The 24,061-nt window shown below is 55.0% G+C and carries 22 protein-coding genes; 8 read left to right on the top strand and 14 right to left on the bottom strand.

The features are described from left to right. Positions 1–13: 13 nt before the first annotated feature. The 8 genes from ABLV75_RS12650 to queA form a co-directional block, all read right to left on the bottom strand. Positions 14–703, bottom strand: coding sequence for a YafY family protein (locus ABLV75_RS12650; protein ID WP_004099434.1), 690 nt, complete (start codon positions 701–703; stop codon positions 14–16). Positions 704–717: 14 nt separating this feature from the next. After that, the gene (locus tag ABLV75_RS12645) at positions 718–1,083 is read right to left on the bottom strand and encodes a VOC family protein (RefSeq protein WP_004099432.1); all 366 of its coding nucleotides are present in this window, start codon (positions 1,081–1,083) and stop codon (positions 718–720) included. A 64-nt stretch (positions 1,084–1,147) separates the two neighbouring features. After that, positions 1,148–2,539, bottom strand: a complete 1,392-nt coding sequence (locus tag ABLV75_RS12640; RefSeq protein ID WP_004099430.1) for a M24 family metallopeptidase — start codon at positions 2,537–2,539, stop codon at positions 1,148–1,150. A 116-nt stretch (positions 2,540–2,655) separates the two neighbouring features. Next, positions 2,656–3,627, bottom strand: coding sequence for a protein translocase subunit SecF (secF, locus tag ABLV75_RS12635; protein WP_004099428.1), 972 nt, complete (start codon positions 3,625–3,627; stop codon positions 2,656–2,658). Between the two features lie 10 nt (positions 3,628–3,637). Continuing rightward, on the bottom strand, positions 3,638–5,485 hold the full coding sequence (gene secD, locus ABLV75_RS12630) for a protein translocase subunit SecD (RefSeq protein ID WP_071530320.1): 1,848 nt from the start codon (positions 5,483–5,485) through the stop codon (positions 3,638–3,640). Positions 5,486–5,512: 27 nt separating this feature from the next. Then, complete coding sequence (yajC, locus tag ABLV75_RS12625) at positions 5,513–5,845, bottom strand: preprotein translocase subunit YajC (protein WP_004099423.1); 333 nt, start codon at positions 5,843–5,845, stop codon at positions 5,513–5,515. Positions 5,846–5,867: 22 nt separating this feature from the next. Next, positions 5,868–6,995 carry a tRNA guanosine(34) transglycosylase Tgt gene (gene tgt, locus ABLV75_RS12620; protein ID WP_004099421.1) on the bottom strand — a complete coding sequence of 376 codons (1,128 nt, stop codon included), beginning with the start codon at positions 6,993–6,995 and terminating at the stop codon, positions 5,868–5,870. Positions 6,996–7,191: 196 nt separating this feature from the next. Further along, positions 7,192–8,256, bottom strand: coding sequence for a tRNA preQ1(34) S-adenosylmethionine ribosyltransferase-isomerase QueA (gene queA, locus ABLV75_RS12615; protein WP_023320427.1), 1,065 nt, complete (start codon positions 8,254–8,256; stop codon positions 7,192–7,194). A 258-nt stretch (positions 8,257–8,514) separates the two neighbouring features. Here queA and acpH point away from each other — a divergent pair, with 258 nt between their 5' ends. The 7 genes from acpH to fba all read left to right on the top strand — a co-directional run bounded on the left by acpH (position 8,515) and on the right by fba (position 14,397). Then, the gene (gene acpH / locus ABLV75_RS12610) at positions 8,515–9,096 is read left to right on the top strand and encodes an ACP phosphodiesterase (protein WP_016808650.1); all 582 of its coding nucleotides are present in this window, start codon (positions 8,515–8,517) and stop codon (positions 9,094–9,096) included. A gap of 170 nt (positions 9,097–9,266) precedes the next feature. Beyond that, positions 9,267–9,869: a peroxiredoxin gene (locus ABLV75_RS12605; protein ID WP_004099418.1), complete on the top strand. Its 603-nt coding sequence runs from the start codon at positions 9,267–9,269 to the stop codon at positions 9,867–9,869. A 458-nt stretch (positions 9,870–10,327) separates the two neighbouring features. After that, positions 10,328–10,771: a PTS sugar transporter subunit IIA gene (locus ABLV75_RS12600; RefSeq protein ID WP_004099417.1), complete on the top strand. Its 444-nt coding sequence runs from the start codon at positions 10,328–10,330 to the stop codon at positions 10,769–10,771. Positions 10,772–10,776: 5 nt separating this feature from the next. Next, entirely contained in the window at positions 10,777–11,064 is a 288-nt protein-coding gene (locus tag ABLV75_RS12595) for a PTS sugar transporter subunit IIB (protein WP_004099415.1), read from the top strand. Positions 11,065–11,084: 20 nt separating this feature from the next. Next, positions 11,085–12,476, top strand: coding sequence for a PTS ascorbate transporter subunit IIC (locus ABLV75_RS12590; protein ID WP_004099414.1), 1,392 nt, complete (start codon positions 11,085–11,087; stop codon positions 12,474–12,476). 68 nt (positions 12,477–12,544) lie between these two features. Then, positions 12,545–13,507: a PfkB family carbohydrate kinase gene (locus ABLV75_RS12585; protein ID WP_004099413.1), complete on the top strand. Its 963-nt coding sequence runs from the start codon at positions 12,545–12,547 to the stop codon at positions 13,505–13,507. A 29-nt stretch (positions 13,508–13,536) separates the two neighbouring features. Further along, the gene (gene fba, locus ABLV75_RS12580) at positions 13,537–14,397 is read left to right on the top strand and encodes a class II fructose-1,6-bisphosphate aldolase (RefSeq protein WP_004110975.1); all 861 of its coding nucleotides are present in this window, start codon (positions 13,537–13,539) and stop codon (positions 14,395–14,397) included. 74 nt (positions 14,398–14,471) lie between these two features. Here the strand turns inward: fba and ABLV75_RS12575 are convergent, their stop codons facing one another. From ABLV75_RS12575 to ABLV75_RS12565, 3 genes are all read right to left on the bottom strand, one after another. After that, on the bottom strand, positions 14,472–16,340 hold the full coding sequence (locus ABLV75_RS12575; RefSeq protein WP_047720319.1) for an amidohydrolase: 1,869 nt from the start codon (positions 16,338–16,340) through the stop codon (positions 14,472–14,474). A 24-nt stretch (positions 16,341–16,364) separates the two neighbouring features. Beyond that, the gene (locus ABLV75_RS12570; RefSeq protein ID WP_004099408.1) at positions 16,365–16,910 is read right to left on the bottom strand and encodes an antibiotic biosynthesis monooxygenase; all 546 of its coding nucleotides are present in this window, start codon (positions 16,908–16,910) and stop codon (positions 16,365–16,367) included. Between the two features lie 184 nt (positions 16,911–17,094). Beyond that, a complete protein-coding gene (locus ABLV75_RS12565; protein ID WP_004099407.1) occupies positions 17,095–17,736 on the bottom strand; it encodes a hydrolase in 642 nt (213 codons plus the stop codon). A 291-nt stretch (positions 17,737–18,027) separates the two neighbouring features. Between ABLV75_RS12565 and ABLV75_RS12560 the strand changes: the two genes are divergently transcribed. Then, positions 18,028–18,930 (top strand): LysR family transcriptional regulator, encoded by a 903-nt coding sequence (locus ABLV75_RS12560; protein ID WP_004099406.1) that lies wholly within the window; start codon positions 18,028–18,030, stop codon positions 18,928–18,930. On the opposite strand, the gene malZ is transcribed toward ABLV75_RS12560, so the two are convergent. From malZ to brnQ, 3 genes are all read right to left on the bottom strand, one after another. Further along, complete coding sequence (gene malZ / locus ABLV75_RS12555) at positions 18,927–20,744, bottom strand: maltodextrin glucosidase (RefSeq protein WP_004099405.1); 1,818 nt, start codon at positions 20,742–20,744, stop codon at positions 18,927–18,929. The two genes, ABLV75_RS12560 and malZ, sit on opposite strands and share 4 nt — an antisense overlap. 153 nt (positions 20,745–20,897) lie before the next feature. Continuing rightward, positions 20,898–22,268 carry a proline-specific permease ProY gene (proY, locus tag ABLV75_RS12550; RefSeq protein WP_004099404.1) on the bottom strand — a complete coding sequence of 457 codons (1,371 nt, stop codon included), beginning with the start codon at positions 22,266–22,268 and terminating at the stop codon, positions 20,898–20,900. Positions 22,269–22,391: 123 nt separating this feature from the next. Then, positions 22,392–23,711 carry a branched-chain amino acid transporter carrier protein BrnQ gene (brnQ, locus tag ABLV75_RS12545; RefSeq protein ID WP_004099403.1) on the bottom strand — a complete coding sequence of 440 codons (1,320 nt, stop codon included), beginning with the start codon at positions 23,709–23,711 and terminating at the stop codon, positions 22,392–22,394. Positions 23,712–24,061 lie beyond the last annotated feature (350 nt).

Here is a 24,061-nt window from a genome sequence, read left to right as displayed (position 1 = left end):
GGGATAATTAAAGCTAACGCTCTTCGCACCTTACCTTACGCAAGAAATCACTCAATGAACGATCGGCTCGTTCGCTGAAATGACGCCCGGTGGCGGAAATCTCCAGACAGCGGTCGAGACGGAAACAGCGATAATCCTCACGCAGCTCGCACCAGGTCACCAGCAGCCAGCGCTCGCCCCAGAAAAAAAGCCCCAGCGGCAGCACTTCTCGCTGCGACTGATTTCCCGCTTCATCACGATAGCGCAGCGCGAGCGCCTGCTGAGCGGAGACCGCCCGATGCACCAAATCAAACTGATCTTTGCTATAGCCCTGGGAACCAAAGTCCGGTGCGAACAGCCGCGACTGCTCGGCCTTACGTCGGCTCTCCGCGGGCAATATCGCCAGCACCTTTTCCTGCGCCGATTCCAGCGCCCGGGACAGCGACGCGCCGCCCCAGGTTTGCAGTAGCCGAATAGCGGCTATCAGCGCTTCCGATTCCTGGGTTGTCAGCATTAACGGCGGTAGATCATAGCCCGCCAGCAGCCGATAGCCGCTTCCGGCCTCTCCCTCAACCGGAACCCCGGAAAGCGAGAGATCGCGAATGTCGCGGTAAATAGTGCGCTCTGACACGCCAAGCCGCTCGGCCAACAATCCCGCGGTGGTTAATCTCCTCCCCCGCAGGATCTGCACGATTTGAAAAAGACGGTCGGCGCGTCGGCTCATTTTTGTTATCTCATTTATGCGGGTTGATGCAAACCAATCCGATTCCCCTCACTATCGATAAACAGGGCAATCGTGCCGATATCGTCCGCCAGCTCAAAGGGGCCAAAAACGCAGCTTCCGCCCGCAGAGTTGACGCGTTCTAGCGTGGCCGTCAGATTATCGGTATGCAGATAGATAATGCATCCCTGATCGGAGGGCTTAACGCTATCAAACTTTGCCAGCGCGCCGCCGGGAGCCGGGTCCTGATAAGGAAATACGGCCATTTCGGCACACTCCATATTTTCCCGTTTCAGCGTGACCTGCATCACCGGCTCGTAAAACGCCACGGCACGATCCATATCGGCAACCGGGATCTCAAACCAGTTAATGACGTTGTTCATACTTCCTCCTGTCCATTGTTTGGGTTCAGGAGGAGTGTATGACAGGCCTACTGACAGCATTGTGTCAGCATGGTGCGCAGACCAGCGCGCGCTCCGGGCTAAGCAGCCACGGACGCAGGTAGCCGACGGTACTGGAGAAAGGCAGCACCTCTTCAGGAAGCGCAATGCCAAGCCGATTGCCGATATACGATCGTCTGGCGACAATGCGCTGCCAGAGCTCGGGGTAACTTTGCGCCAGCTCCCGACGCAGCGCGCTGTCGGCAAGCGCCACGGTATCTTCAATGCTTGCGCCGCCGTAGCCCGCTCGGGAAGGAATAATGTCGATCTGCAATATCATTCCGCTTTGCAGACAGGCGGCTGAATGGGGGCCAATGGGCGAGCAGAGCCACTCTTCATCCGCGACCAGATGTCCCGGATTCAGGTGCCAGTGATATTCCGCCTTCGGCAATACTCGCTCGATCAGGGCATACATATCGCCGCCGCGCATGCCGATGCGCAGATTTTCCAGCCAGTTCACCACCGCGTTGAAATAGGGCTTCGCCACTACGTCCAGATAATCAGCCACCTCAGGCGCCAGTTCACTCTCATCGGCCACCACGTAGGCTGCGCGGCTGCTCAGGCCGCCTTTAAAACTGGTGGTGAGCGAGAATTTATCTCCGCGCTGGATAGCTTTATCGCTGGGGTAGAGATTCGCTCCGGCAAAGCGATCGCCGGTGGCGGCAATCATCACCACGCTATTCGCTTGCCCTTCCGCCGCCAGCAGCGCGCCGATTTGCTTTTCCGTTTTTCCCGGCGCAATGGCGTTAAGCGCGGTCAGAATCGCGGTTGAGGCGAGATTAGCACCGTACTCATAGTGCGCCAGCTCGTTGGCATTATTGGTGATTCGCGCTCCGCTTGCCGGGTCGATAAAAATGCCGGTGGCGTTGGTTATACTTGCCTGCGGCCCGGCTGCCTCGCGAATAGCGTCAACGATAAAGGCGGGCAGATCGAACATCCGCGCGCGGTCATCAACCGCGCCGGTAAAGAGCTTCCAGCCCGCGAGGCCAATTCTTTTTCCCCCCACAACGCCCGCCTCCTGAAACAGCTGAGCCAGCGTTTTGCGGGGTTCCATCGGTTGATTGGGCAGCGAAAACCACGGGGCGTGAATCACACGATTTTCCAGCCGCGCGTAGCTTGCCAGCTTCAGGTTCTCGTTACCCAGTACCAGCACCGCCTCACCGTCCCGATGCACTACCAGTAGCGCCTCTTCGAAACGGGGAATAAAACCGGTGAGATACTCAAAGTTGCCGCCGTGCTCTTTATCGGCATAGATGATAAGCGTATCCAGCCCTTGCTGCCGCATATTCGCCAGCACCTTCGCTTTGCGCTGGCGCAGCGTGTCGTCGTTAAGCGTGACGGAAGGCACATCGTACCAGAGCGGGGGTTGAGGAACGGTGGAAAGAGTTACGACAGCCATCGGCATTTCTCCATGTCATTTAGCGCTGATACAGGAGAGTAACCAAAATCCGGCCGGTTGTAATAAAAAAAATCCCGGCCTTACGACCGGGATTCGTTTATCAATGCACGATTGCCTTACGGCAGAATTGACGGCTGATCCGCCCCTTCTTTCTCGACTTTCTGCTGCAGCATGTGCTCGCGCTTCATGCCCAGCTTGAGCGCCAGCGCGGACGCAACGTAGATAGAAGAAGCCGTACCGATGGAGACACCGATCAGCATGGTCAGCGAGAAGCCTTCCAGAATCGGGCCACCGAAGAGATACAGCATCAGGATAACCATCAAGGTCGTCCCGGAGGTGATCAAAGTACGGTGCAGGGTCTGCGTCAACGACACGTTAAAGATTTCGTACGGCGTACCGCGGCGAATCTTGCGGAAGTTTTCACGAATACGGTCAGATACCACGATACTGTCGTTCAGCGAGTAGCCGATAACCGACATCAACGAGGCCACAATGGTCAGGTCGATCTCGATATGCAGTAGCGACAGCACGCCCATGGTGATCACCACGTCGTGCGCCAGCGCAATAACAACCCCTGCCGCCAGGCGCCACTCAAAGCGGAACCCTACGTAGATCAGGATACACACCAGCGCGGCTATCAGCGCCAGCGCACCGGTCTGCGCCAGGTCTGCGCCGACGCTCGGCCCCACAAACTCAATACGCTTGACCGTCGCATTCTGGCTGGTCGATTCGTTAATCACGTTAACGACCTTGCTGCCCAGCTCCTGGCTGCCGTTGGCGTCATGTACCGGCGGCATACGCACCATGATGTCGCGGCTGCTGCCAAAGTTTTGCAGCTGCGGCTCTTCGAAGCCCGCCTTCTGCAGCGACTGGCGCACCTGATCCATATCAACAGGCTTTTCGAGGGTGATCTCAATCACCGTACCGCCGGTGAAATCCAGACCCCAGTTAAACCCGCGCACGCCAATGATAATAATGGACAGAATCAGCAAAAAACCTGAAATGCCGAAGGCCCAGTAGTCCCAGCGCATAAAGTCCCAGACTTTACGGCCGTGGTTCAATTGTTCAACAGTATATTCCTGTGCCACAACGCACTCCTCAGATAGACAGCTTTTTAACGCGCTTGCCGCCGTACAGCAGGTTCACGATGGCACGGGTGCCGACGATAGCGGTAAACATTGAGGTCGCAATACCGATACCGGTGGTAATCGCAAACCCTTTAATGGCACCGGTACCGACCGCGTACAGGATAATGACTTTGATAAGCGTCGTAATGTTGGCATCAAAGATGGAGCTGAACGCGCCGCGATATCCTTCGTCAATCGCCTGCTGCACGGAACGCCCGTTGCTCAGCTCTTCTTTAATACGTTCGTTAATCAGAACGTTCGCATCGACCGCTACCGCAAGGGTTAACACAATCCCCGCAATCCCCGGCATAGTCAGCGTCGCCCCCGGAATCAGGGACATAATGCCGACAATCAGCACCAGGTTGGCAATCAGCGCCGAGGTCGCAATCAGGCCGAACTTCTTGTAGAAGAAGATCATGAACAGGATAGAGACCACCAGACCGGCCAGACAGGCTTCCAGGCCCTGTTTGATGTTCTGCATCCCCAGGGTTGGGCCGATAGTCCGTTCTTCAACAATCTGAATCGGCGCAATCAGCGCACCTGCACGCAGCAGCAGAGAGAGCTGACGCGCTTCGGTCGCATTGCTGATGCCGGTAATACGGAAGCTGTTACCCAGACGAGACTGGATATTGGCGATGTTAATCACCTCTTCCTCTTTCGCCAGAATCGCACGACCGTTGGCATCTTTCTTACCGCTGTCTTTGTACTCCACGAACAGGGTCGCCATCGGTTTACCGATGTTGTCCTTGGTGAAGTTAGACATGATGTTGCCACCAGCGCTATCGAGGGAGATGTTAACCTGCGCCTGGTTGTACTCATCCATGCTCGACGTCGAGTCGGTGATGTGGTCACCGGTGAGGATCACGCGCTTGTACAGCACAACCGGCTGGCCTTCGCGGGTATATTTCACTTCAGAGTCGCCCGGAACGCGACCGGAAGCCGCTGCGGCGCTATCAACGTTAGTGTTAACCAAACGGAACTCCAGCGTCGCGGTCGCGCCAAGAATCTCTTTGGCTCGCGCCGTGTCCTGGATACCCGGCAGTTCAACCACAATACGGTCGGCGCCCTGACGCTGAACCAGAGGTTCGGCAACGCCCAGCTGGTTTACACGGTTACGCAGGATATTGATGTTCTGCTGTACGGCGTATTCGCGGGCTTCTTTCAGACGGTCGTCGGTCATCACGGCTTTCAGGCCAGTGCTGCCCTGAGCGGAAATAACCAGATCGCGATGACGAGGGCTAAGGTAGGAGATAGCCTGGTCGCGCGCGGCGCTATCGCGGAAGGCGATGCTCAGGCCGTAGTTGTCTTCTTTACGCACGGTCGCGTAAGGAATGCCTTTATCACGCAGTTCGCTGCGCAGGCTGTCGATGTTTTGTTCCTGCAGCTTGCTCAGCGCGGTATCCATGTCGACTTCCATCAGGAAGTGCACGCCGCCGCGCAGGTCAAGACCCAGCTTCATTGGCTCGGCATACAGGGCCGCAAGCCAGCGCGGGGTTGCCGGAGCAAGGTTAAGCGCCACGACGTATTTGTCACCCAGCACGCCCATCAGCGCTTCGCGCGCGCGCAGCTGGATATCAGTGGTGTCGAAGCGCGCAAGAATTGCGCCCTCTTCCAGTGCCACAGACTTCGCGGTAATTTTTTCTTCTTGTAGTGTTTTCTGGACCTGGATCAGCGTTTGCTCACTGGCGGCGACGCCGCGCGCGCCAGTGATTTGAACGGCCGGATCCTCACCATACAGGTTGGGAAGCGCATACACTAAGCCGACGACAATAACGACGACCAGCATGACGTACTTCCACAAAGGATAACGGTTTAACACGGCAGTTCCCTTAGGGAAAATGGGTAATTACAGCGCCTTCATGGTGCCTTTCGGCAGAACGGCAGCTACGAAGTCACGTTTGATAACCACTTCAGTGGTGTCGTTCAGTGCGATAGCGATGTATCCGCTTTCGGCAACTTTAGTGACGCGCCCAACCAGGCCACCGTTCGTCAGCACTTCATCGCCTTTAGCGATGGAGTTCATCAGGTTTTTATGTTCTTTGGTGCGTTTCTGCTGTGGACGCAGGATCATGAAGTAAAAAATCAGACCAAACACCACCAGCATCAGGATCAGAGACATCGGGCTGCCCTGCGCCGCGCCACCGGTTGCTGCTACCGCATCAGAAATAAAAAAGCTCATTGAAATTCCCTCATTATTAAAATTAGTCAACGTTCAAAGGTGGAACGGTTCGACCCTGACGTTGGTAAAAATCGGTCACGAAGCTCTCTAATTTACCCTCTTCGATAGCCTTGCGTAAACCAGCCATTAAGCGCTGATAGTATCGCAGGTTATGAATGGTATTGAGACGCGCGCCCAATATTTCGTTGCAACGGTCAAGATGATGCAAGTAAGCGCGTGAATAGTTGCGACACGTGTAGCAATCGCACTCCGCATCCAGCGGCGAAGTATCGCTCTTATGCTTCGCGTTGCGGATTTTCACCACGCCGTCGGTGACGAACAGGTGGCCGTTGCGCGCGTTGCGCGTCGGCATGACGCAGTCGAACATATCGATCCCGCGGCGCACCCCTTCGACCAAATCTTCCGGCTTACCGACGCCCATCAGGTATCGCGGTTTGTCGGCCGGGATTTGCGGGCAGACGTGCTCCAGAATACGATGCATATCTGCCTTCGGCTCACCGACAGCCAAACCGCCGACAGCGTAGCCATCAAAGCCAATCTCTACCAGACCTTTAACAGAGATATCACGTAAATCTTCGTAAACGCTGCCCTGAATGATACCAAACAGCGCGTTTTTGTTGCCGAGGCCGTCAAAACGGTCGCGGCTGCGCTTCGCCCAGCGCAGGGACATTTCCATTGAGCGCTTCGCGTAGTCCCAGTCCGCCGGATATGGCGTGCATTCGTCGAAGATCATCACGATGTCGGAGCCGAGATCGTACTGAATCTCCATTGATTTTTCCGGATCGAGGAAAATCGGATCGCCGTTGATCGGGTTACGGAAGTGCACGCCCTGCTCGGTGATTTTGCGAATATCGCCAAGGCTGAAGACCTGGAAGCCGCCGGAGTCGGTGAGGATCGGTCCTTTCCACTGCATAAAGTCGTGCAGATCGCCGTGCAGCTTCATGATCTCCTGACCAGGACGCAGCCACAGATGGAAAGTATTACCGAGGATGATTTGCGCGCCTGTCGCTTCGACTTCCTCCGGCGTCATCCCTTTTACGGTGCCGTAGGTGCCAACCGGCATAAAGGCTGGCGTTTCAACGACGCCGCGCTCAAACACAAGACGGCCGCGACGCGCGCGACCATCGGTAGTATCTAACTCAAATTTCATTATCACTCCTGCGTCAGAAAAACAGTCTGACGTTTAACGATTCGCTACGGAATGATTCCATAGCTAATAAATTCCTGAAGGCGTCATCGGCGCAGCCAGTTTGCAATCGCTCAGCGCACAGCCACCGGAGCGTACGCCGTGTCCGTGAGAATGGCGATTACTGCCTGGCGTCAAAATGGCGAGTGAGATCGCCTTCTTAGGGACGCTCAAAAATAGCCTGCGGATTGTACGTGATAAACATCGCGTCCCCGTAGCTAAAAAAGCGATATTTTTGTTCTACCGCAGCCTTATAGGCGTTCATCGTATGCTGATAGCCGGCAAAAGCAGAGACCAGCATAATCAGCGTCGATTCAGGCAGATGGAAGTTGGTCACCAGCGCATCGATGACTTTGTACTGATAGCCCGGGTAGATGAAAATCTGCGTATCGTTGAAGAAAGGCTCAATCAGGTCGTTTTTTGCCGCCTGCGCCGCGCTTTCCAGCGAACGCACCGACGTCGTCCCGACGGCAATCACCCGGTTGCCGCGCGCTTTTGCCGCCAGCACCGCATCGACCACCTCCTGCGGCACTTCGGCATATTCAGAGTGCATGATGTGATCTTCAATGCTGTCTACGCGCACCGGCTGGAAGGTTCCGGCCCCAACGTGCAGCGTGACGAAGGCCATCTCCACGCCTTTTTCACGAAGCTTCGCCAGCAGCGGCTCATCAAAGTGCAGGCCGGCGGTTGGCGCGGCAACGGCCCCCGGTTTTTCGCTATAGACGGTCTGATAAAGCTCGCGGTCGGCGTCTTCGTCAGGACGATCGATATACGGCGGCAGCGGCATATGGCCGATAGCGTTGAGAATATCCAGCACGCTGCGCGCGTCATCGAACTCAACTTCAAACAGCGCGTCGTGACGTGCAACCATGGTCGCTTTAATACTTTCATCGTCGCCGAGCAGCAGTTCTGCGCCCGGTTTCGGCGCTTTCGAAGCGCGAATATGTGCCAGAATACGCTTATCATCGAGCATCCGCTCAACCAGCACTTCAATCTTGCCGCCGCTGGCTTTACGGCCAAACAGACGGGCTGGGATCACGCGGGTATTATTAAATACCAGCAGATCGCCAGGGTTGAGCTTATCGAGTAAATCAGTGAAAGTACCGTGCGTCAGCGCGCCTGTCGGCCCGTCTAATGACAGCAAGCGGCAGCTGCTGCGCTCAGGCATCGGATAGTGGGCAATCAGGGATTCAGGTAATTCAAAGGAAAAATCGGCAACGCGCATGACGGTAACTCAGACTTAATAAAGAGGCGGGTAGTCTAGTGCCGGGAGGTTATCCCTGCAACCTTTACCCCTCGGGATGAATAACATAATCTATACACAAAATCATTCAAGATGCATCGAAACAGCAACTGAGTGAGTGACAAATCTGCCAGGAACAGATTTGAACGCCGCGCAGCGGCGGCCCGTAAGGGCCAGTCTCATGGATGAGACGAGTAACTCAGCAGCCGACAAAGAGGCAGTTTGAAGGATGAAGTTTATATGAATTTTCTCGCGCACCTGCATCTTGCTCATCTCGCCGATAGCTCCCTTTCCGGCAATTTGCTGGCCGATTTCGTTCGCGGCAACCCCGCTGATGAGTGGCCGGCTGACGTCGTGGAGGGCATCTTTATGCACCGCCGGATCGATGTGCTGACCGATAACCTGCCGGAAGTCACCGAAGCCAAAGCGTGGTTCCGCGCCGAAACGCGCCGGGTTGCCCCCATTACGCTGGATGTGATGTGGGACCATTTTTTGTCACGCCACTGGGCGCAGCTGTCGCCGGAACTGCCGCTGCCGGAGTTTGTCCGCTACGCTCACGCCCAGGTCACGCCGATCCTCCCAGCCTCCCCGCCGCGCTTTATCAATCTCAATGAATATCTGTGGTCGGAGCGCTGGCTTGAACGTTACCGGGATATGGATTTTATTCAGCGCGTGCTGAACGGGATGGCCAGCCGCCGCCCGCGACTCGATGCCCTGCGCGACTCCTGGCAGGATCTGGATACCCACTACGATCGCCTTGAGCGGCAGTTCTGGCGCTTTTATCCGCAGATGATGACGCAGGCGGAAAAACGCGAACTATAAATGATTGCGCTTTTGGCGGAAAAGGCTATTCTGAAAAGCGTTTTTAAATAACGATTGATAGGCAAAAACTATCTCAGCGATTGTCAGCGTCGCGTTGAGTTCCCCTGCCCCTCTCCCTATACTTGCCCGCGTTGCGTTCCAATTAACCTTAGTATTAACAGGAGAATCATATGGTTCTGGTTACTCGTCAGGCTCCGGACTTCACCGCGGCGGCAGTTTTAGGTAACGGCGAAATCGTTGAGAAATTCAACTTCAAACAGCATACCAGCGGTAAAGCGACCGTTCTGTTCTTCTGGCCGATGGACTTCACCTTCGTTTGCCCGTCCGAACTGATCGCTTTTGACAAACGCTACGAAGAATTCCAGAAACGCGGCGTCGAAGTGGTTGGCGTTTCTTTTGACTCCGAGTTCGTCCATAACGCATGGCGTAACACTCCAGTGGACCAGGGCGGCATCGGCCCGGTGAAATACGCGATGGTTGCGGACATCAAACGCGAAATCCAGAAAGCGTACGGTATCGAGCACCCGGACGAAGGCGTTGCCCTGCGCGGTTCCTTCCTGATCGATGCCAACGGCGTTGTTCGCCACCAGGTCGTTAACGACCTGCCGCTGGGCCGTAACATCGACGAAATGCTGCGCATGGTTGACGCGCTGCAGTTCCACGAAGAGCACGGCGAAGTTTGCCCGGCGCAGTGGGAAAAAGGAAAAGAAGGGATGGCCGCTTCTCCGGAAGGCGTGGCTAAATACCTGACCGAGAACGTTTCCAGCCTGTAATCGGCAAACGTTCAGCAAAAGGCTCGCAGATGCGGGCCTTTTTTGTTTTTACCGCCTGGAGTTACCCGCTCGCCACAGCTTTTTAACTCATCAGCATACAAATATTGATGTCACGAATAAGTAAGATCCTCCGTCAGGGCTTTTTTTGGTATCTCGTTCAAACTTTGTAAAAAAAACCGCCCAATATTTGTGATGAGTATTACATTTCTTCATTTTAAATTCAGCGATTTAACCATTAGCTCCTGCTCCCATTTTCTTACCGGCAAAAAGAAAAAACACAACCAATTGATATTAAACAAGATAATAAAAAACCTCAGAACCGATAAAGTAATTCACTTTTGCCGTCAGTGTGATCGACTTCAATATTTAAAAATCCATCTGTGATCTAACCCATAATTTTTATTGATATATTTGGTCATGATCGAGTTCAAGAATATGAACCCAGTAAGGATCGGATGATGGATATTATTTTTAACGCTGAACTGGTTGCGCTTAAGCAGGATATTTCCAACGCCGTACAGGGTATCGAATTCGCCGGAAAGCTGCTGACTCAACAAAATATATGTCATCCGGAATATGTGAATGAAATGGTCGAGGTCTATCAGGATTTTGGTCCCGCCATTGTTATCGACTACGGCCTGGCGATGCCTCATGCCCGGCCAGAAAAAGGCGCCTTGCGCACGGGCTTCTCTTTAGTCACCAGCAGGCAGCCAATCGTCTTTGGCCATGAGGAGTTTGATCCGGTTAACGTCATCATCGCCATCGCCGGCGCGGATGCCGATAGCCACATAAAAATGATTCAGCTAATAGCCTCGCTGATTGAGTCTGACATTGTGACCTTCCTTCAGCAGGCCAATGATATCGATTCAGTATTACATTTCATCCAACAACAAATGGAGTAGTCATTATGTTAGTTATCAGAACAGTTTGTGGTAACGGTATTGGCAGTTCATTAATGGCTGCGAATAATGTCAAAAAGATCTGTGATGAATTGGGTATTAAAGCCGACGTCGCCTCCGTTGATTTTGCCAACGCTGTTGGAGAAAAAGCTGACCTTTACGTCACAATTAAAGAGCTGGCAAACCAATTTCCTGCGCATTGTAATGTCGCCATTATTCGCAGCTACGTGCATAAAGCGAAAATCGCCGAGGATATTACCGAAGCACTCACCAAAATTGCTGCGACTCACTCTTAATCATTATTGAGGGAACGATCATGCAGGCTATTCTTAGTTTCTTATCGGAAATATTTAGTCAACCCGCATTTCTGATGGGGATTATCGCATTTGTCGGTTTAGTGGCGCTGCGCTCCCCCGGAAATAAATTACTCACCGGCACCTTAAAGCCTATCCTGGGCTATTTAATGCTAAGCGCCGGCGCAGGGGTTATCGTTGCTAACCTCAATCCGCTGGGTGGGATTATCGAAGCCGGGTTTAATATCCGTGGCGTTATTCCTAACAACGAGGCCATTGTCTCCGTCGCCCAGAAGGTGCTGGGCGTAGAAACCATGAGTATTCTACTGTTAGGTTTTATTTTTAACCTGCTTATTGCCCGCTGCACTAAGTATAAATATATCTTCCTTACCGGCCATCACTCTTTCTTCCTTGCCTGTCTGTTCTCAGCGGTGCTACAGGCGGCGGAATTCCGCGGCTGGATGCTGGTGCTCATCGGCGGATTCCTGCTCGGCTCATGGTCGGCGATATCTCCGGCCATTGGCCAACGCTATACCAAGCAGGTCACCGAAGATGGCGGTATTGCGATGGGACATTTTGGTTCTCTGGGCTACTACATTTCAGCGTGGATCGCCACCAAAACCGGCAACCCGGCGAACTCGTTCGCCGATACCGAAATCTCAGAGAAATGGGGCTTTCTGCGCGATACCACGGTCACCACCGGGATCGTCATGTTCGTCATCTACTTTGTATGCAGCGCCGTCGCCGGTAGCGAGTATCTCAGCACCATTACGGATCAAAATATGCTGATCTTCTCTGTCCTGACCGGCCTGCAGTTTGCGGTTGGCGTCGCTATCGTCTACAACGGCGTGCGGCTGATCCTCGGCGATCTGGTACCTGCGTTCCAGGGAATTAGCCAGAAGCTGATCCCCAACTCCATCCCCGCCGTTGACTGCGCGGTATTCTTCACCTTTAGCCCAACCGCGGTCGTCGTCGGCTTTATCAGCTCGTTCATTGGTGGACTGGTCGGCATGCTTTTTCTTGGCGGATTGGGTATGGCGCTGATTATTCCGGGCATGGTGCCGCACTTCTTCTGCGGCGGCACCTCCGGTGTTTTCGCCGATAAGCTGGGCGGTAAACGCGGCTGCATCATCGCCTCATTTATCGGCGGTATCTTCCTTGCATTCCTTCCGGCGATGCTGCTGCCGGCGCTGGGTAATCTGGGCTTTGAAAATAGCACCTTCGCCGACTTCGACTTCGCGGTTTGGGGCATCATCATCGGCAACGCTTTCACCCAGTTTGGCCAGATTACTATCTATTTGATTTGTCTGGCACTGATCGTCGCACTGCTGGTGCCATTCTGCTTTCGTTCAGTACGCGTGGTCGGTGACACGCTCAGCTATGAGGAGCTCACTGCGGATAAGAAAAATGAATAAGCGGTTTCATTTTTCCCTGCGGGAAGGAGCCTCTCTTCCCGCAGCTGACAAAATAATCAGGAGTGGTTATGGCTATCTTGTCCATCGGGTTTTCATGTTTTGATCAGTTTTTCTTTTTAAATGAATGGCCGCAGGAGAATACCAAAAATTTCTGTCACGACTTTATTGAAAGCGGCGGCGGGCCGGCAGCGAATGCGGCATGGCTGTTGGGGCTATGGGGGGAGGATGTCTATTACATCGGCCATCTGAATCAGGATCTTTACGGCCAGCGAATTATTGCTGAATTTGCCGAAGCGGGCGTTGATACCAGTCAGGTGGTCTTTTCTGATGAAATGATCACCCCCCTGGCTTCGGTGCTGGTCAATCGCCTGACGGGTTCGCGGACGATCATCACCCGTAAAATGCAGACGCCGCCGTCGCTGACCTACGATCAGAAGCTCAAGCTCGATGATTTAGCCGAACGGCTCATCGCCGCTGAAGAACCGGTAACGCTATTAGTGGATGGCCATGAAGCCGAGATCAGCGAGTATTTAATTAAGAAACTGCCAAACGCCCGGGTAGTCATGGATGGCGGCTCACTACGCGCCAGTAATATTAAGCTGGCGGCCTGGACCGATTATTTTGTGGTGAGTGAACATTTTGCCCGGGACTATATGGGATATCGCGCCCTGAGTACAGAAGCAGAAATTAAGGCGGCGCTCATTGAGCTTAATAAAATTTGCCGCGGCGAAGCCTTTATTACTCTTGGTGAAAAAGGCTGCGCATTTTTAAAGAGCGGGATGCTGCAAATAGTTCCCTCCTGGCTGTGCAATGCTGTTGATACCACCGGCGCGGGAGACGTATTCCATGGCGCTTTTACCTACGGCGTTCACTACTCCTGGCACATTGACAATATTATTTTATTCGCCAGCCTCACCGCCGCTATTTCTATTGAGAAAAAAGGTGTACGTGAATCGATGCCGGATCTTGCCGTCGTCCACAATTCTTTAAATAGCTATGAAAGAAACTTAAAGCAATATTTTGATGAATGATTGCTATTAATTAATAACACGAGGTGACTATGTTAGTTTCTATGAAGGACATGCTTCAGCATGCCCTACGGGACGGTTATGCCGTAGGGCAATTCAATATTAATAATCTTGAGTGGGTCGGCGCTGTATTAAGTACCGGACAACAACTGCGCTCGCCCATTATTTTAGGCGTTTCCGGCGGTACGGTGAAACATATGCTGGGATTAAAATGTATTCATGACATCGTGGTCAATGCCATGGATTATTTACATATTGATATTCCGGTGGCTTTGCATCTGGACCACGGTACCACCCGCGAGGCCTGCGAGGCGGCTATCGAGGCCGGATTCAGCTCCATTATGTTTGACGGCTCGCATCTGCCGTTCAGCGAAAACCTCGCCATCACTCGCCATCTGGTTGCGCTGGCGCACAGCAAAGGCATCTCCGTCGAGGCGGAGCTGGGGACGATTGCCGGAAGCGAAGATGGCATCGTCAATTCGGCGGTCATCTACGCCGACCCTGAGGAGTGCTACACCCTGGTGAAAGAAACTCAGGTTGACTGCCTGGCGGCGGCGCTGGGTTCGACCCATGGACTGTATAAAGGCAAAGCCAAACTGGGTTTTACGGAGATGAAAGCCATTTCTGAGCGAGTCAATGTTCCGCTGGTCCTGCACGGCGGTACCGGTATTGCCGATGACGACATGCGTAAAGCCATCGCCTGCGGTACGGCCAAAATCAACGTCAATACCGAAAATATGTACGCCTGGTGTCAGGAGGTGAAAGCCCTGTTTGCCGCCGATACCGGTCATGACGTGAACGACCCGCGCAAAGTGATTAATCAGGGTCTGAAACCGGTACGCGAAATGATTGCGCGGCGCATCGCGCTTTTTGGTTCACAGAACCGCTATTAAAAAACGGAAAGACAAGCGCTTTCGTCAGGAAGGGAACCCGCCGCCGGACAATACCGGGGCGGGTTGAGCTGGTGCTAAAACGCAAAGCAGGAGCAGCCGAGTACGCCCCAGAACGCCTGCTCATCGGCAACCGGAATCGCCGACTGGCGCGCAATATCATGCTGATGCCCGTGTACGCCGCAGCTGCCGCAGCACTGGTGCATCTGAACTATCGCGCCGATTTTCGCGGCGGTCGGCGGCGCGGAACGGTAATGACCCGGCACCTTCACCACCGGTGACCACTCTGGCAGCACCGGAATGGGCGGCGGCGCCAGCGGCGAAAAGTGGCCGGCGGCGTACACCACCTTGCCGTCAACGACCGTCAGTACCGACTCGATCCCCTTAATTTCCTCTTCCGCGACGCTGAAATAGTCTTTCGACAGCACCACCAGATCGGCAAGCTGGCCTTGCTCAATGCGCCCTTTCTTACCCTGCTCGCTTGAGAACCACGCGCTTCCCGCCGTCCACAGCTCCAGCGCCACGTCGCGCGGCAGGCAGTTGCTGTCGTCGTACATCGCCATTCCGCCGACGGTACGTCCGGAAACCAGCCAGTAGAGCGCGGTCCACGGATTGTAGCTCGCCACGCGGGTAGCATCCGTCCCCAGCCCTACCGGAACGTCCAGCTCGAGCATTTTCGCCACCGGCGGCGTATGTTTGACCGCATCTTTACCGTAGCGGTCGACAAAATATTCGCCCTGGAAAGCCATACGGTGCTGAACCGCTATGCCGCCGCCCAGCGCTTTGACGCGTTCGATATTGCGTTCGGTGATGGTTTCCGCATGATCGAAGAACCAGTGCAGACCATTGAACGGAATTTCGCGATTTACCTTCTCGAAGACGTCGAGCATCCGGCTGATGGATTGATCGTAGGTGGCGTGCAGGCGAAACGGCCAGCGGTGCTCTACCAGGTGGCGCACCACCCGCTCCAGCTCATCTTCCATTCCCTCCGGGAGGTCCGGACGCGGCTGCAGGAAATCTTCAAAATCCGCCGCCGAGAAAACCAGCATCTCCCCGGCGCCGTTGGCGCGGTAAAAGTCGGTGCCCTGTCCCGGCTTGAGCATATCGGTCCAGCGCTCAAAATCTTCCAGCTCCTGCTTAGGTCGCTGGGTAAACAGGTTATAGGCGATCCGCACGGTCATCTGCTCTTTGGCGTGCAGCTGTTCAATAATTTCATAATCTTCCGGGTAGTTCTGGAAACCGCCTCCGGCATCGATAGCGCTGGTTAGCCCCAGACGATTCAGCTCGCGCATAAACTGGCGCGTTGAGTTGACCTGCAGTTCCAGCGGTAGCTTCGGCCCTTTGGCCAGCGTTGAGTAGAGGATCATCGCGTTGGGTTTGGCAATCAACATGCCGGTAGGATTACCGTTGCCGTCGCGAACGATCTCGCCGCCCGCCGGATCCGGCGTCTCTTTGGTGTAGCCCACCGCCTTCAGCGCCGCGCGGTTCAGCAGCGCGCGATCGTACAGGTGCAGGACAAATACCGGGGTATCCGGCGCCGCATCGTTAAGCTCCTCGAGCGTCGGCATCCGCCGTTCGGCGAACTGAAATTCGCTCCAGCCGCCGACCACCCGCACCCACTGCGGCGACGGCGTGCGATCGGCCTGATCTTTCAGCATCCGCAGCGCATCCGCCAGCGAGGGAACCCCCTCCCAGCGTAGCTCCAGGTTGTAGTTCAGACCGCCGCGGATCAGGTGCAGGTGGGAGTCGTTAAGACCGGGGATCACCGTATGACCTTTAAGATCGATAATTTGCGTCCCTTCCGCGGCAAAACTCATGATCCGATCGTGACTACCGGCGGCGAGGATTTTACCGTCAGCGATCGCCACCGCATCGGCCAGGGGATTTTGACGATCGAGAGTATGAACCCGACCGTGAGTCAGGATCAGTGTGGCAGTTTGCGACATAACGTTCTCCTTCAGGAGGCTGGCTCAGTTTTTCTTTAACCAACCAGCAAACAGACGGGTCACGATGGGCATCCAGAACCAGACCACCAGCGCGACCACACAGGCATCATTGATGAGGTGCAGCAGCAGGCTTCCCTTCAGCGAGGGCAACAGCATTCCGGTTATCGACGGCACCAGGTTAGTACTGGGGAAAATCACCAGCAGGGTGATTAAAAATTGCTTCCAGCGTCGCGGCTGGCGCACATTCGCCGCAGGCGGCGTAAACCAGAAGGCCGGTTCAGTCCGGACTTCGGTACGATCGCCTTCGCTCAGCAGCGGTGCGATTTCCGCCACCAGTTCGCGCCGGGTTTCCGACTGGGTCCAGGCGTAAAGATGCTCAATGGTGTCGAAGCGAATGATAATGCTCCATAAATTCTGCCCGGGAGCCGGGCGAATCACGTTTGCGCCAAGATGACCGGGAAATTCAGCCGCAATCGGCATAATTTTGCCCAGCCACGCTTCATACCGTTGGCCATGCTCCGGGTCGAGCACATGACTGATAACCAGGGTCACCGATTTCTGCTGCGCCATTAAGAGTTCCTTGCTTCAGGGGAATGGCGGGATATCCCCGCCATTAGCCATAAACAACAATGCACAAAATCGTTCATGCTGCCTCGAGGCGGCAAGGTTGTTCGTCCCCGGGAGCTGACATGAGTCAGTGACCGGGGCGGGCAAACGAAGCCAACAAAGAGGCAGCTTGAAGGATGAAGTGTATTTAAGCTTTACGCTCTGGCGCGCCATGCACCATCGTATAAGCGTAATCCACGCCCATGCCGTAAGCGCCGCTATGCTCGCGCACCAGATCCATCACCGCGTCATAGGTCTCTTTACGCGACCAGTCGCGCTGGTACTCAAGCAGCACCTGCTGCCAGGTCACCGGCACCGCACCGGCCTGCACCATACGGTCAATGGAGCGTTCGTGGGCATCAACCGAGGTGCCGCCGGAGGTATCGGTCACCACGTAAACTTCATAGCCCGCATCCAGCGCCATCAGCGCCGGGAACGTCAGGCAGACTTCAGTCCACAGAGCAGAAATAATCAGTTTCTTGCGTCCGGTCGCCTTTACCGCTTCAACAAAAGCCGCGTCTTCCCAGGAGTTCATCGAGGTACGTTCAATGGGTTTCACATCAGGATGTACGGCCAGCAATTCCGGCCAGATATAGCCGCTGAAGCTTTTGGTTTCGACGGAAGTATAAATTACCGGGACATTAAAAATTTTGCCTGCTTTGGCTAAAGCAACCGTATTATTTTTCAGGGTCTGGCGGTCAATATTTGCCACACCAAAAGCCATTTGTGGCTGGTGGTCAATAAAAATAAGCGCCGAGTTAGAGGGATCGATCAGTTCACGAATAGACATAACATATCCTGTTAATCAATGAGTTAAAAAGATACTACCGTTGCCGTTGAGCTGTCTGGATCCTGACTGATAAAGCATGGTGAGTATAGTCAGTAATTTCTAACGAGTTATTAAAGATTTTTTTCTAATTTATTTCCAAAGCGAAAAGTTATGGCGATTAGATTAACCATTACAAAACGAGCAAAATTATGTTTATCAAATTTTTACGGTTAACCGTTCTAAATTATTCACTGGAATTGAACAGGGCGCTCCGGTAAAACGGAGGCACTCATTTTTACCGGAATCTGACGCATGCGCCTGAATCTTGATGTCCTGTTAATTCTCGACGCGCTGGACAAACATGGCTCTTTTGCCACCGCCGCCGAATCGCTATTTAAGACCCCAGCTGCGCTGAGCTACATGATCCAAAAGCTGGAAAACGATCTGAATATCACTCTGCTGGATCGCTCCGGCCACCGGGCTAAATTTACCGATACGGGCAGAATGATGCTGGAGAAGGGTCGATTGCTGCTGAATGCCGCTAAGGATCTGGAAAAGCAGGCAGTGCAGCTCAGCGCCGGTTGGGAGCGGGATCTGGCTATCGCGCTGGATGACTCTTTCCCGTTTAGCGCGCTGCTGCCGCTGATCGATGCTTTCTACGCCCAGCACCCGCAAACCCGGCTTAACTTTACCCACCATACCCTCGCGGGCTCGTGGGAAGAGCTCACCCACAACGGCGCGGATATTATTCTTGGGGCGATCAATGAACCGCCAACCTCCGCCGAGTGGTCGTGGAAAATGCTCGGCGCCATGGACAATATTTTCGTCATCGCGCCGGGGCACCCGCTGGCGCAAACGACCCAACCGCTGACCAACAAGCAGCTCAGCCTGCACCGCGCGGTCGTGATCAGCGACAGCGCCCGCTACTGTCATCCGCTCAACAGCAACCTGCTCGACGAACAGCCGCAAATCCGCGTGGATGATTTCGCCAGTAAAGTTGAACTCTTGCGCGCCGGGCTGGGCTGCGGCTTTTTACCGCGCCATATTGCCCGGCGGTGGCTGGAAAGCGGCGAGCTGGTCGAAAAGGCCGTCATCTCGTGCCGCGAGAAAGATATCACCTATATGGCCTGGCGCAGCGGTAATGACGGACTGGCCCAGCGCTGGTGGCGCGAGGCCATTTTGCAGAGCGAGAGCCTGAGCCAGCTCTATGACTAACGGCTAAACCACACGCTGGCGGAGATCGCTGGCAGCGTCAGCACGCTCTCGTGCAGATCACCGGCGCCCTCTTTCAACTGCCAGCCGTGAACGTCAAGCAGCGGCGAATCTTCTACCACCACCTCGCAGGCCGCGCCGCGGTTAATCGCCACCAGCACGCGCTGTTGCTTATAGACTCGCACGAACACCACCACGTTCTCTTCAGCATAGATCACCTGACAGCCGCCGTAGCGTAGCGCCTGATTAGCCTTACGCAGTTTGCTCATGCGCTTGTACAGGTCGAGCAGTTCGCCATCCTGCAAAGCCGGATCCCACGGGAAGGGTTTACGGCAGAACGGATCGTTATTGCCATCCACGCCCACTTCATCGCCGTAGTAGATGCACGGTACCCCAGGCCAGCTGAACAGCCACACCACCGCCAACGGCAGACGCGCAACATCTTTACCCAACAGAGACTTAAAGCGCGCGGTATCGTGGCTATCAAGCTGGTTGAACATCCGCAGCTGCTGCTGATGCGACAGTCCGGCACGATAGTTGTCCATCCACGCCATGCAGGTTTGCGCATCGATTTTCTGCGGGTCGTAGGAGATATCAGTATTGGCGAGAAAGCCCCATAGCGGGAAGGTAAAGCCGCGGTAGTTCATCGCCGAGTCTTCTACGTCGGCCTGTAGCCACTGGCGCGCGTCGCCGAAATGCTCCCCGAACACGAAGGCTTCCGGCCGCTCCTGCTTCGCTGCCTGGGTAATGCCGGCGATATGGCGCAGGTTATTACGCGCCCCGCCGTCTTCACCGAGCATATGCACGACATCCAGCCGCCAGCCGTCCATGCTCCACGGCGCTTTCAGCCAGTGGCGCACCACGCTATCTTCTCCACCATAGATCTCATCGATCAGCGTCGCCGACCGGTAGTCGAGCTTAGGCAGACTGGCATATCCCAGCCAATCGTGGGCAATGCCCTCGGGAGAAAAATTATACCAGTCGCGCCACGGCGAATCGGCGTTGTGGCAGGCGCCGCCGCTACCGCGCTGATGGCGGTCGAACCAGGCATGCGAATCGCCGCTGTGGTTGAACACGCCGTCAAGGATCAGGCGCATCCCCTCTTTTTGCGTGTTGTGACGCAGGCGCAGCAGCGCCGCATCGCCGCCAAACTGCGGGTCAACGCGACGGTAATCCTCGGTATCGTATTTATGTACGCTGGGAGCGACAAATACCGGGTTCAGATAAAGCGCCGTGACGCCAAGCTGCTTCAGGTACGGCAGTTTTTCGCTGATCCCATCGAGATCGCCGCCGTAGAAGGTAGAGCCGCCCGCCTCGCCGGTTAGCGGCTCATCCCACGCCTTGCGCACAATATCGTGACCGGCGGCATGGTGGTAATAAACGTTATCCTGCCCGGCGTCGCGTGACTGGCTGCGGGCGAAGCGGTCAGGGAAGATTTGGTAAAACACCTGATCGGCCACCCACTGCGGCCCGCTGTCCGGCATATCAACCGCAAACTGCTCCAGCCGCGCCGGCGGAAAGCGATTGAACCCCTGCGGAGTGAACCACAGCTGGCGGTCGGCCCACAGCAGCTTGAAGCTGTAGCGGCGACGCGGTAGCCCGTTGACGAGGCTGATTTCCCCGCGCCATGCCACCACGCCCGGATGCGGTTCCTGCCGCAGGCGGCGCATCGGCAGCGACAGCTCCTCGTTATCTTCTTCCGCGCGTAGCGTGACCCGCGGCGGCAGATCCTCGCCGCTTAACCATAGCGTGATAATCAGTCGTTCCGGCTGCTCCTTAATAAACGGAGCAACCGGGAGGTGCCATGCCTTCAACATCATTATTCCTCTCTTTGCAGAATGGGCACACCTTGCCATAGCGTACTGGCGTATGACTCATCGTCGGCAGAATTATTGGGGGAGGATGGCGGGGGTGGAGGAACGGCTTGCCGGATAGCCCGTGCGTATCCGGCAAGTAGAGAACAAAAAGGACTAGGCTTTCGCCAGCTTACGCTCGCGGCGAGTTTTAAACTGCCAGCCAATCAGTAACAGAATAATCCACGCAAAGCCCACGTACAACGAGATGCGGGTGTCAGGATGGTAACCAATCAGACCGATAATAAAGACCAGGAATAGCAGGCCAATCACCGTGGTCGTTACTCCACCTGGCACCTTAAACTTCAGCGCCTTCGCCTCTTCCGGCGGCAGACGGCGACGGAAGGCGATCTGCGACAGCAGGATCATAATCCACACCCAGACGGTGGCGAATGTCGCCAGGGAGGCGATCACCAGAAAGACGTTCTCCGGCATAATGTAGTTAAGGTAAACGGCGAACAGCAGCGCGATAGTCATTACCATCACGGTTACCCACGGCACCCCGCGACGGGACGTTTTGGTAAACATCTTCGGTGCGCTGCCCTGCTCCGCCATACCGTGCAGCATACGCCCCACGCCAAAGACATCGGAATTAATCGCCGACAGCGAAGCGGTCAGCACCACAAAGTTCAGGATGCTGGCGGCAAAGGTAATACCCAGATGCTGGAAGGTCAGAACGAAAGGACTGCCGTTGGTTCCGACCTGGTTCCACGGATAGATAGACATAATCACGAATAGCGTACCGACGTAAAACACGAGGATACGCATCGGCACCGAGTTAATGGCGCGCGGAATGGATTTCTCCGGATCTTTCGCTTCACCGGCGGTGATGCCGATGATTTCAATCCCACCGTAGGCGAACATCACCATCTGCAGCGACATCACCATCCCCAGCCAGCCGTTGCTGAAGAAGCCGCCGTTGCTCCACAGGTTGTGGATACCCGTCGGCTGCCCGCCGTTGCCGATCCCCCAGATAATGATGCCAAAACCGGCGAGGATCATGATGATAATAGTGGCGACTTTGAAGAAGGAGAACCAAAACTCCAGCTCGCCGAAGACCTTGACGCTCAACAGGTTGACGGCGCAGATAATCAGCACCACGCTGAGTACCCAGATCCAGTGCGGCACCGCCGGGAACCAGACCCCCATATAGATGCCGAAGGCTGTGACGTCGGCTATGGCGACAATCAGGATTTCAAAACAGTAGGTCCAGCCGGTGATATAGCCCGCCAGCGGGCCAAGGTAATCCTGGGCATAGCGCGAGAACGAACTGGCGGCCGGGTTGTGTACCGACATTTCGCCCAGCGCGCGCATAATAATGTAGGCCGCGACGCCGCCGATAATATAAGCCAACAGAACGCTCGGCCCCGCCATTTTAATCGCGTCAGCCGAACCATAGAAAAGGCCGGTACCGATTGCCGACCCCAGCGCCATAAAACGAATATGCCGGGTACTTAGCCCGCGCTTAAGCTTGTTACTACTTTCCATCGTGTTCCATGCCGTTTTTCTCCTCTGGCCTTCGCGGGGGCAAAGCACCGGGGAGGATGACCAAAAAAACAAAAAACCACGGGACCTGAAGTCCCGTGGTTAAACACCTGTGTAAAGCGTCGGTTAGTGCGCGCTGGAGGCCACCTGACGCCCTGCTGCGCGATCCCAGATAACGGCCAGAATCACCATCACGGCGGTTGGCATCAACCACGCCAGCCCTTGCTCCGCCAGCGGCAGACGCGCGGTCCAGGATGGCAAAATCTCTGCAAACGCCGACGCTTTAATGCCGTCAATGATACCAAACATCAGGCTGATAAACATTGCCGGGGCAATAACGCGGGACGAATTATGCCACCAACTACGGGTAAAGCTTAATACCACGAGTGCGATACACGGCGGATAGATAGCCGTCAGCACCGGAATTGAAATCTGAATCAGGTGGCTCAGGCCAAGGTTGGAAACCGCCATCGAAAACAGGCCAAGGATAAAGACCAGCGTACGATAGGAGAACGGCAGATACTGGGCAAAAAACTCCGCACAGGCGCAGGTCAGGCCTACCGCCGTCACCAGGCAAGCGATGAAGATCAGCGCTGCCAGCAGGAAGCTCCCCGCGCCGCCGAAGGTATGCTGGACATAAGCGTGCAGAATCGCCGCGCCGTTAGCGGACTGCTCCACCAGCGTGCCGCTATCGGAACCTAAACGGAACAACGCCAGATACAGCAGCGTCAGGCCCACACCGGCCATCAGGCCAGCCCAGACGGTGTAACGGGTCAGCAGGCGGGCTTCGGTCACGCCGCGAGAACGCGCCGCGTTGACAATCACGATCCCAAAGACCATCGCCCCAAGGGTGTCCATGGTCAGATAGCCGTTGACGAAGCCGTTGGAGAATGGCGCGGTACGGTAGGCTTCCATCGCGTGGCTCAGCGGACCGGCTGGCCAGACGATCGCCGCAACGGCGAGAATAATCAGAGCGATGATTTTCAACGGCGCGAGGAAATTCCCGACGGTGTCCAGCAGCTTGCCCGGATAGAGCGAAACGAGGATCACCAGGGCAAAATAGATAACGCTGTAAATCAGCAGCGGCAGCGGGCCGTCGCCGGTCAGCGGAGCAATCCCCACTTCAAAAGAGACGGTGGCGGTACGCGGAGTCGCAAACAGCGGCCCAACGGCAAGGTAGCAGACCACCGCCAGCAGGATACCGGCAACTTTACCAATCGGCGTGCTCAGGCTCTCTACGCCGCCGCCGACTTTCGCCAGCGCCACAACCGTTAGCACCGGCAGACCCACGGCGGTAATCAGAAAGCCAATAGCCGCGGTCCAGACGTGTTCGCCGGCCTGTAAGCCAACCATCGGAGGAAAGATAATATTGCCTGCGCCGACGAACAGCGCGAAGGTCATAAAGCCCAACGCAATGATGTCGCGAGATTTTAACTGATGGGTCATAAATTCATTACAGCCTGTGGATGTGGTGTTGTAAAAACGGATAAATACCGCGCCTTTCCCCTGGGGATGATACAGCGGCCATTGTCAGTAAACTCAGCGGGATATGCTCCCAAAGCGGCGTGGAAAAGAATTGTTTTTTGAATTACCACGCAAAAACAGTCTGTCTGCGACCGTAGGGGGGCAATTTAAACGCTTATAACGTTTTAAAGCAAGGAGGGATCGCAAAAGCAGATGATTATGCTGACTCTATTTTAATGCGTAGAATTATTTACCTGATGGATGGAAAACATCTGGCTTATCATGCGAACAAAAAAGCAGCTAACGTTCGTTAATTACTCAACTTCGATTTT

The sequence above is a fragment of the Klebsiella sp. CN_Kp066 genome (assembly GCF_040065135.1).
GTDB classification, from domain to species: domain Bacteria; phylum Pseudomonadota; class Gammaproteobacteria; order Enterobacterales; family Enterobacteriaceae; genus Klebsiella; species Klebsiella oxytoca.
The sequence above is the reverse complement of the archived record's forward strand: the minus strand, read 5'-3'. Positions and strand labels throughout refer to the sequence as shown.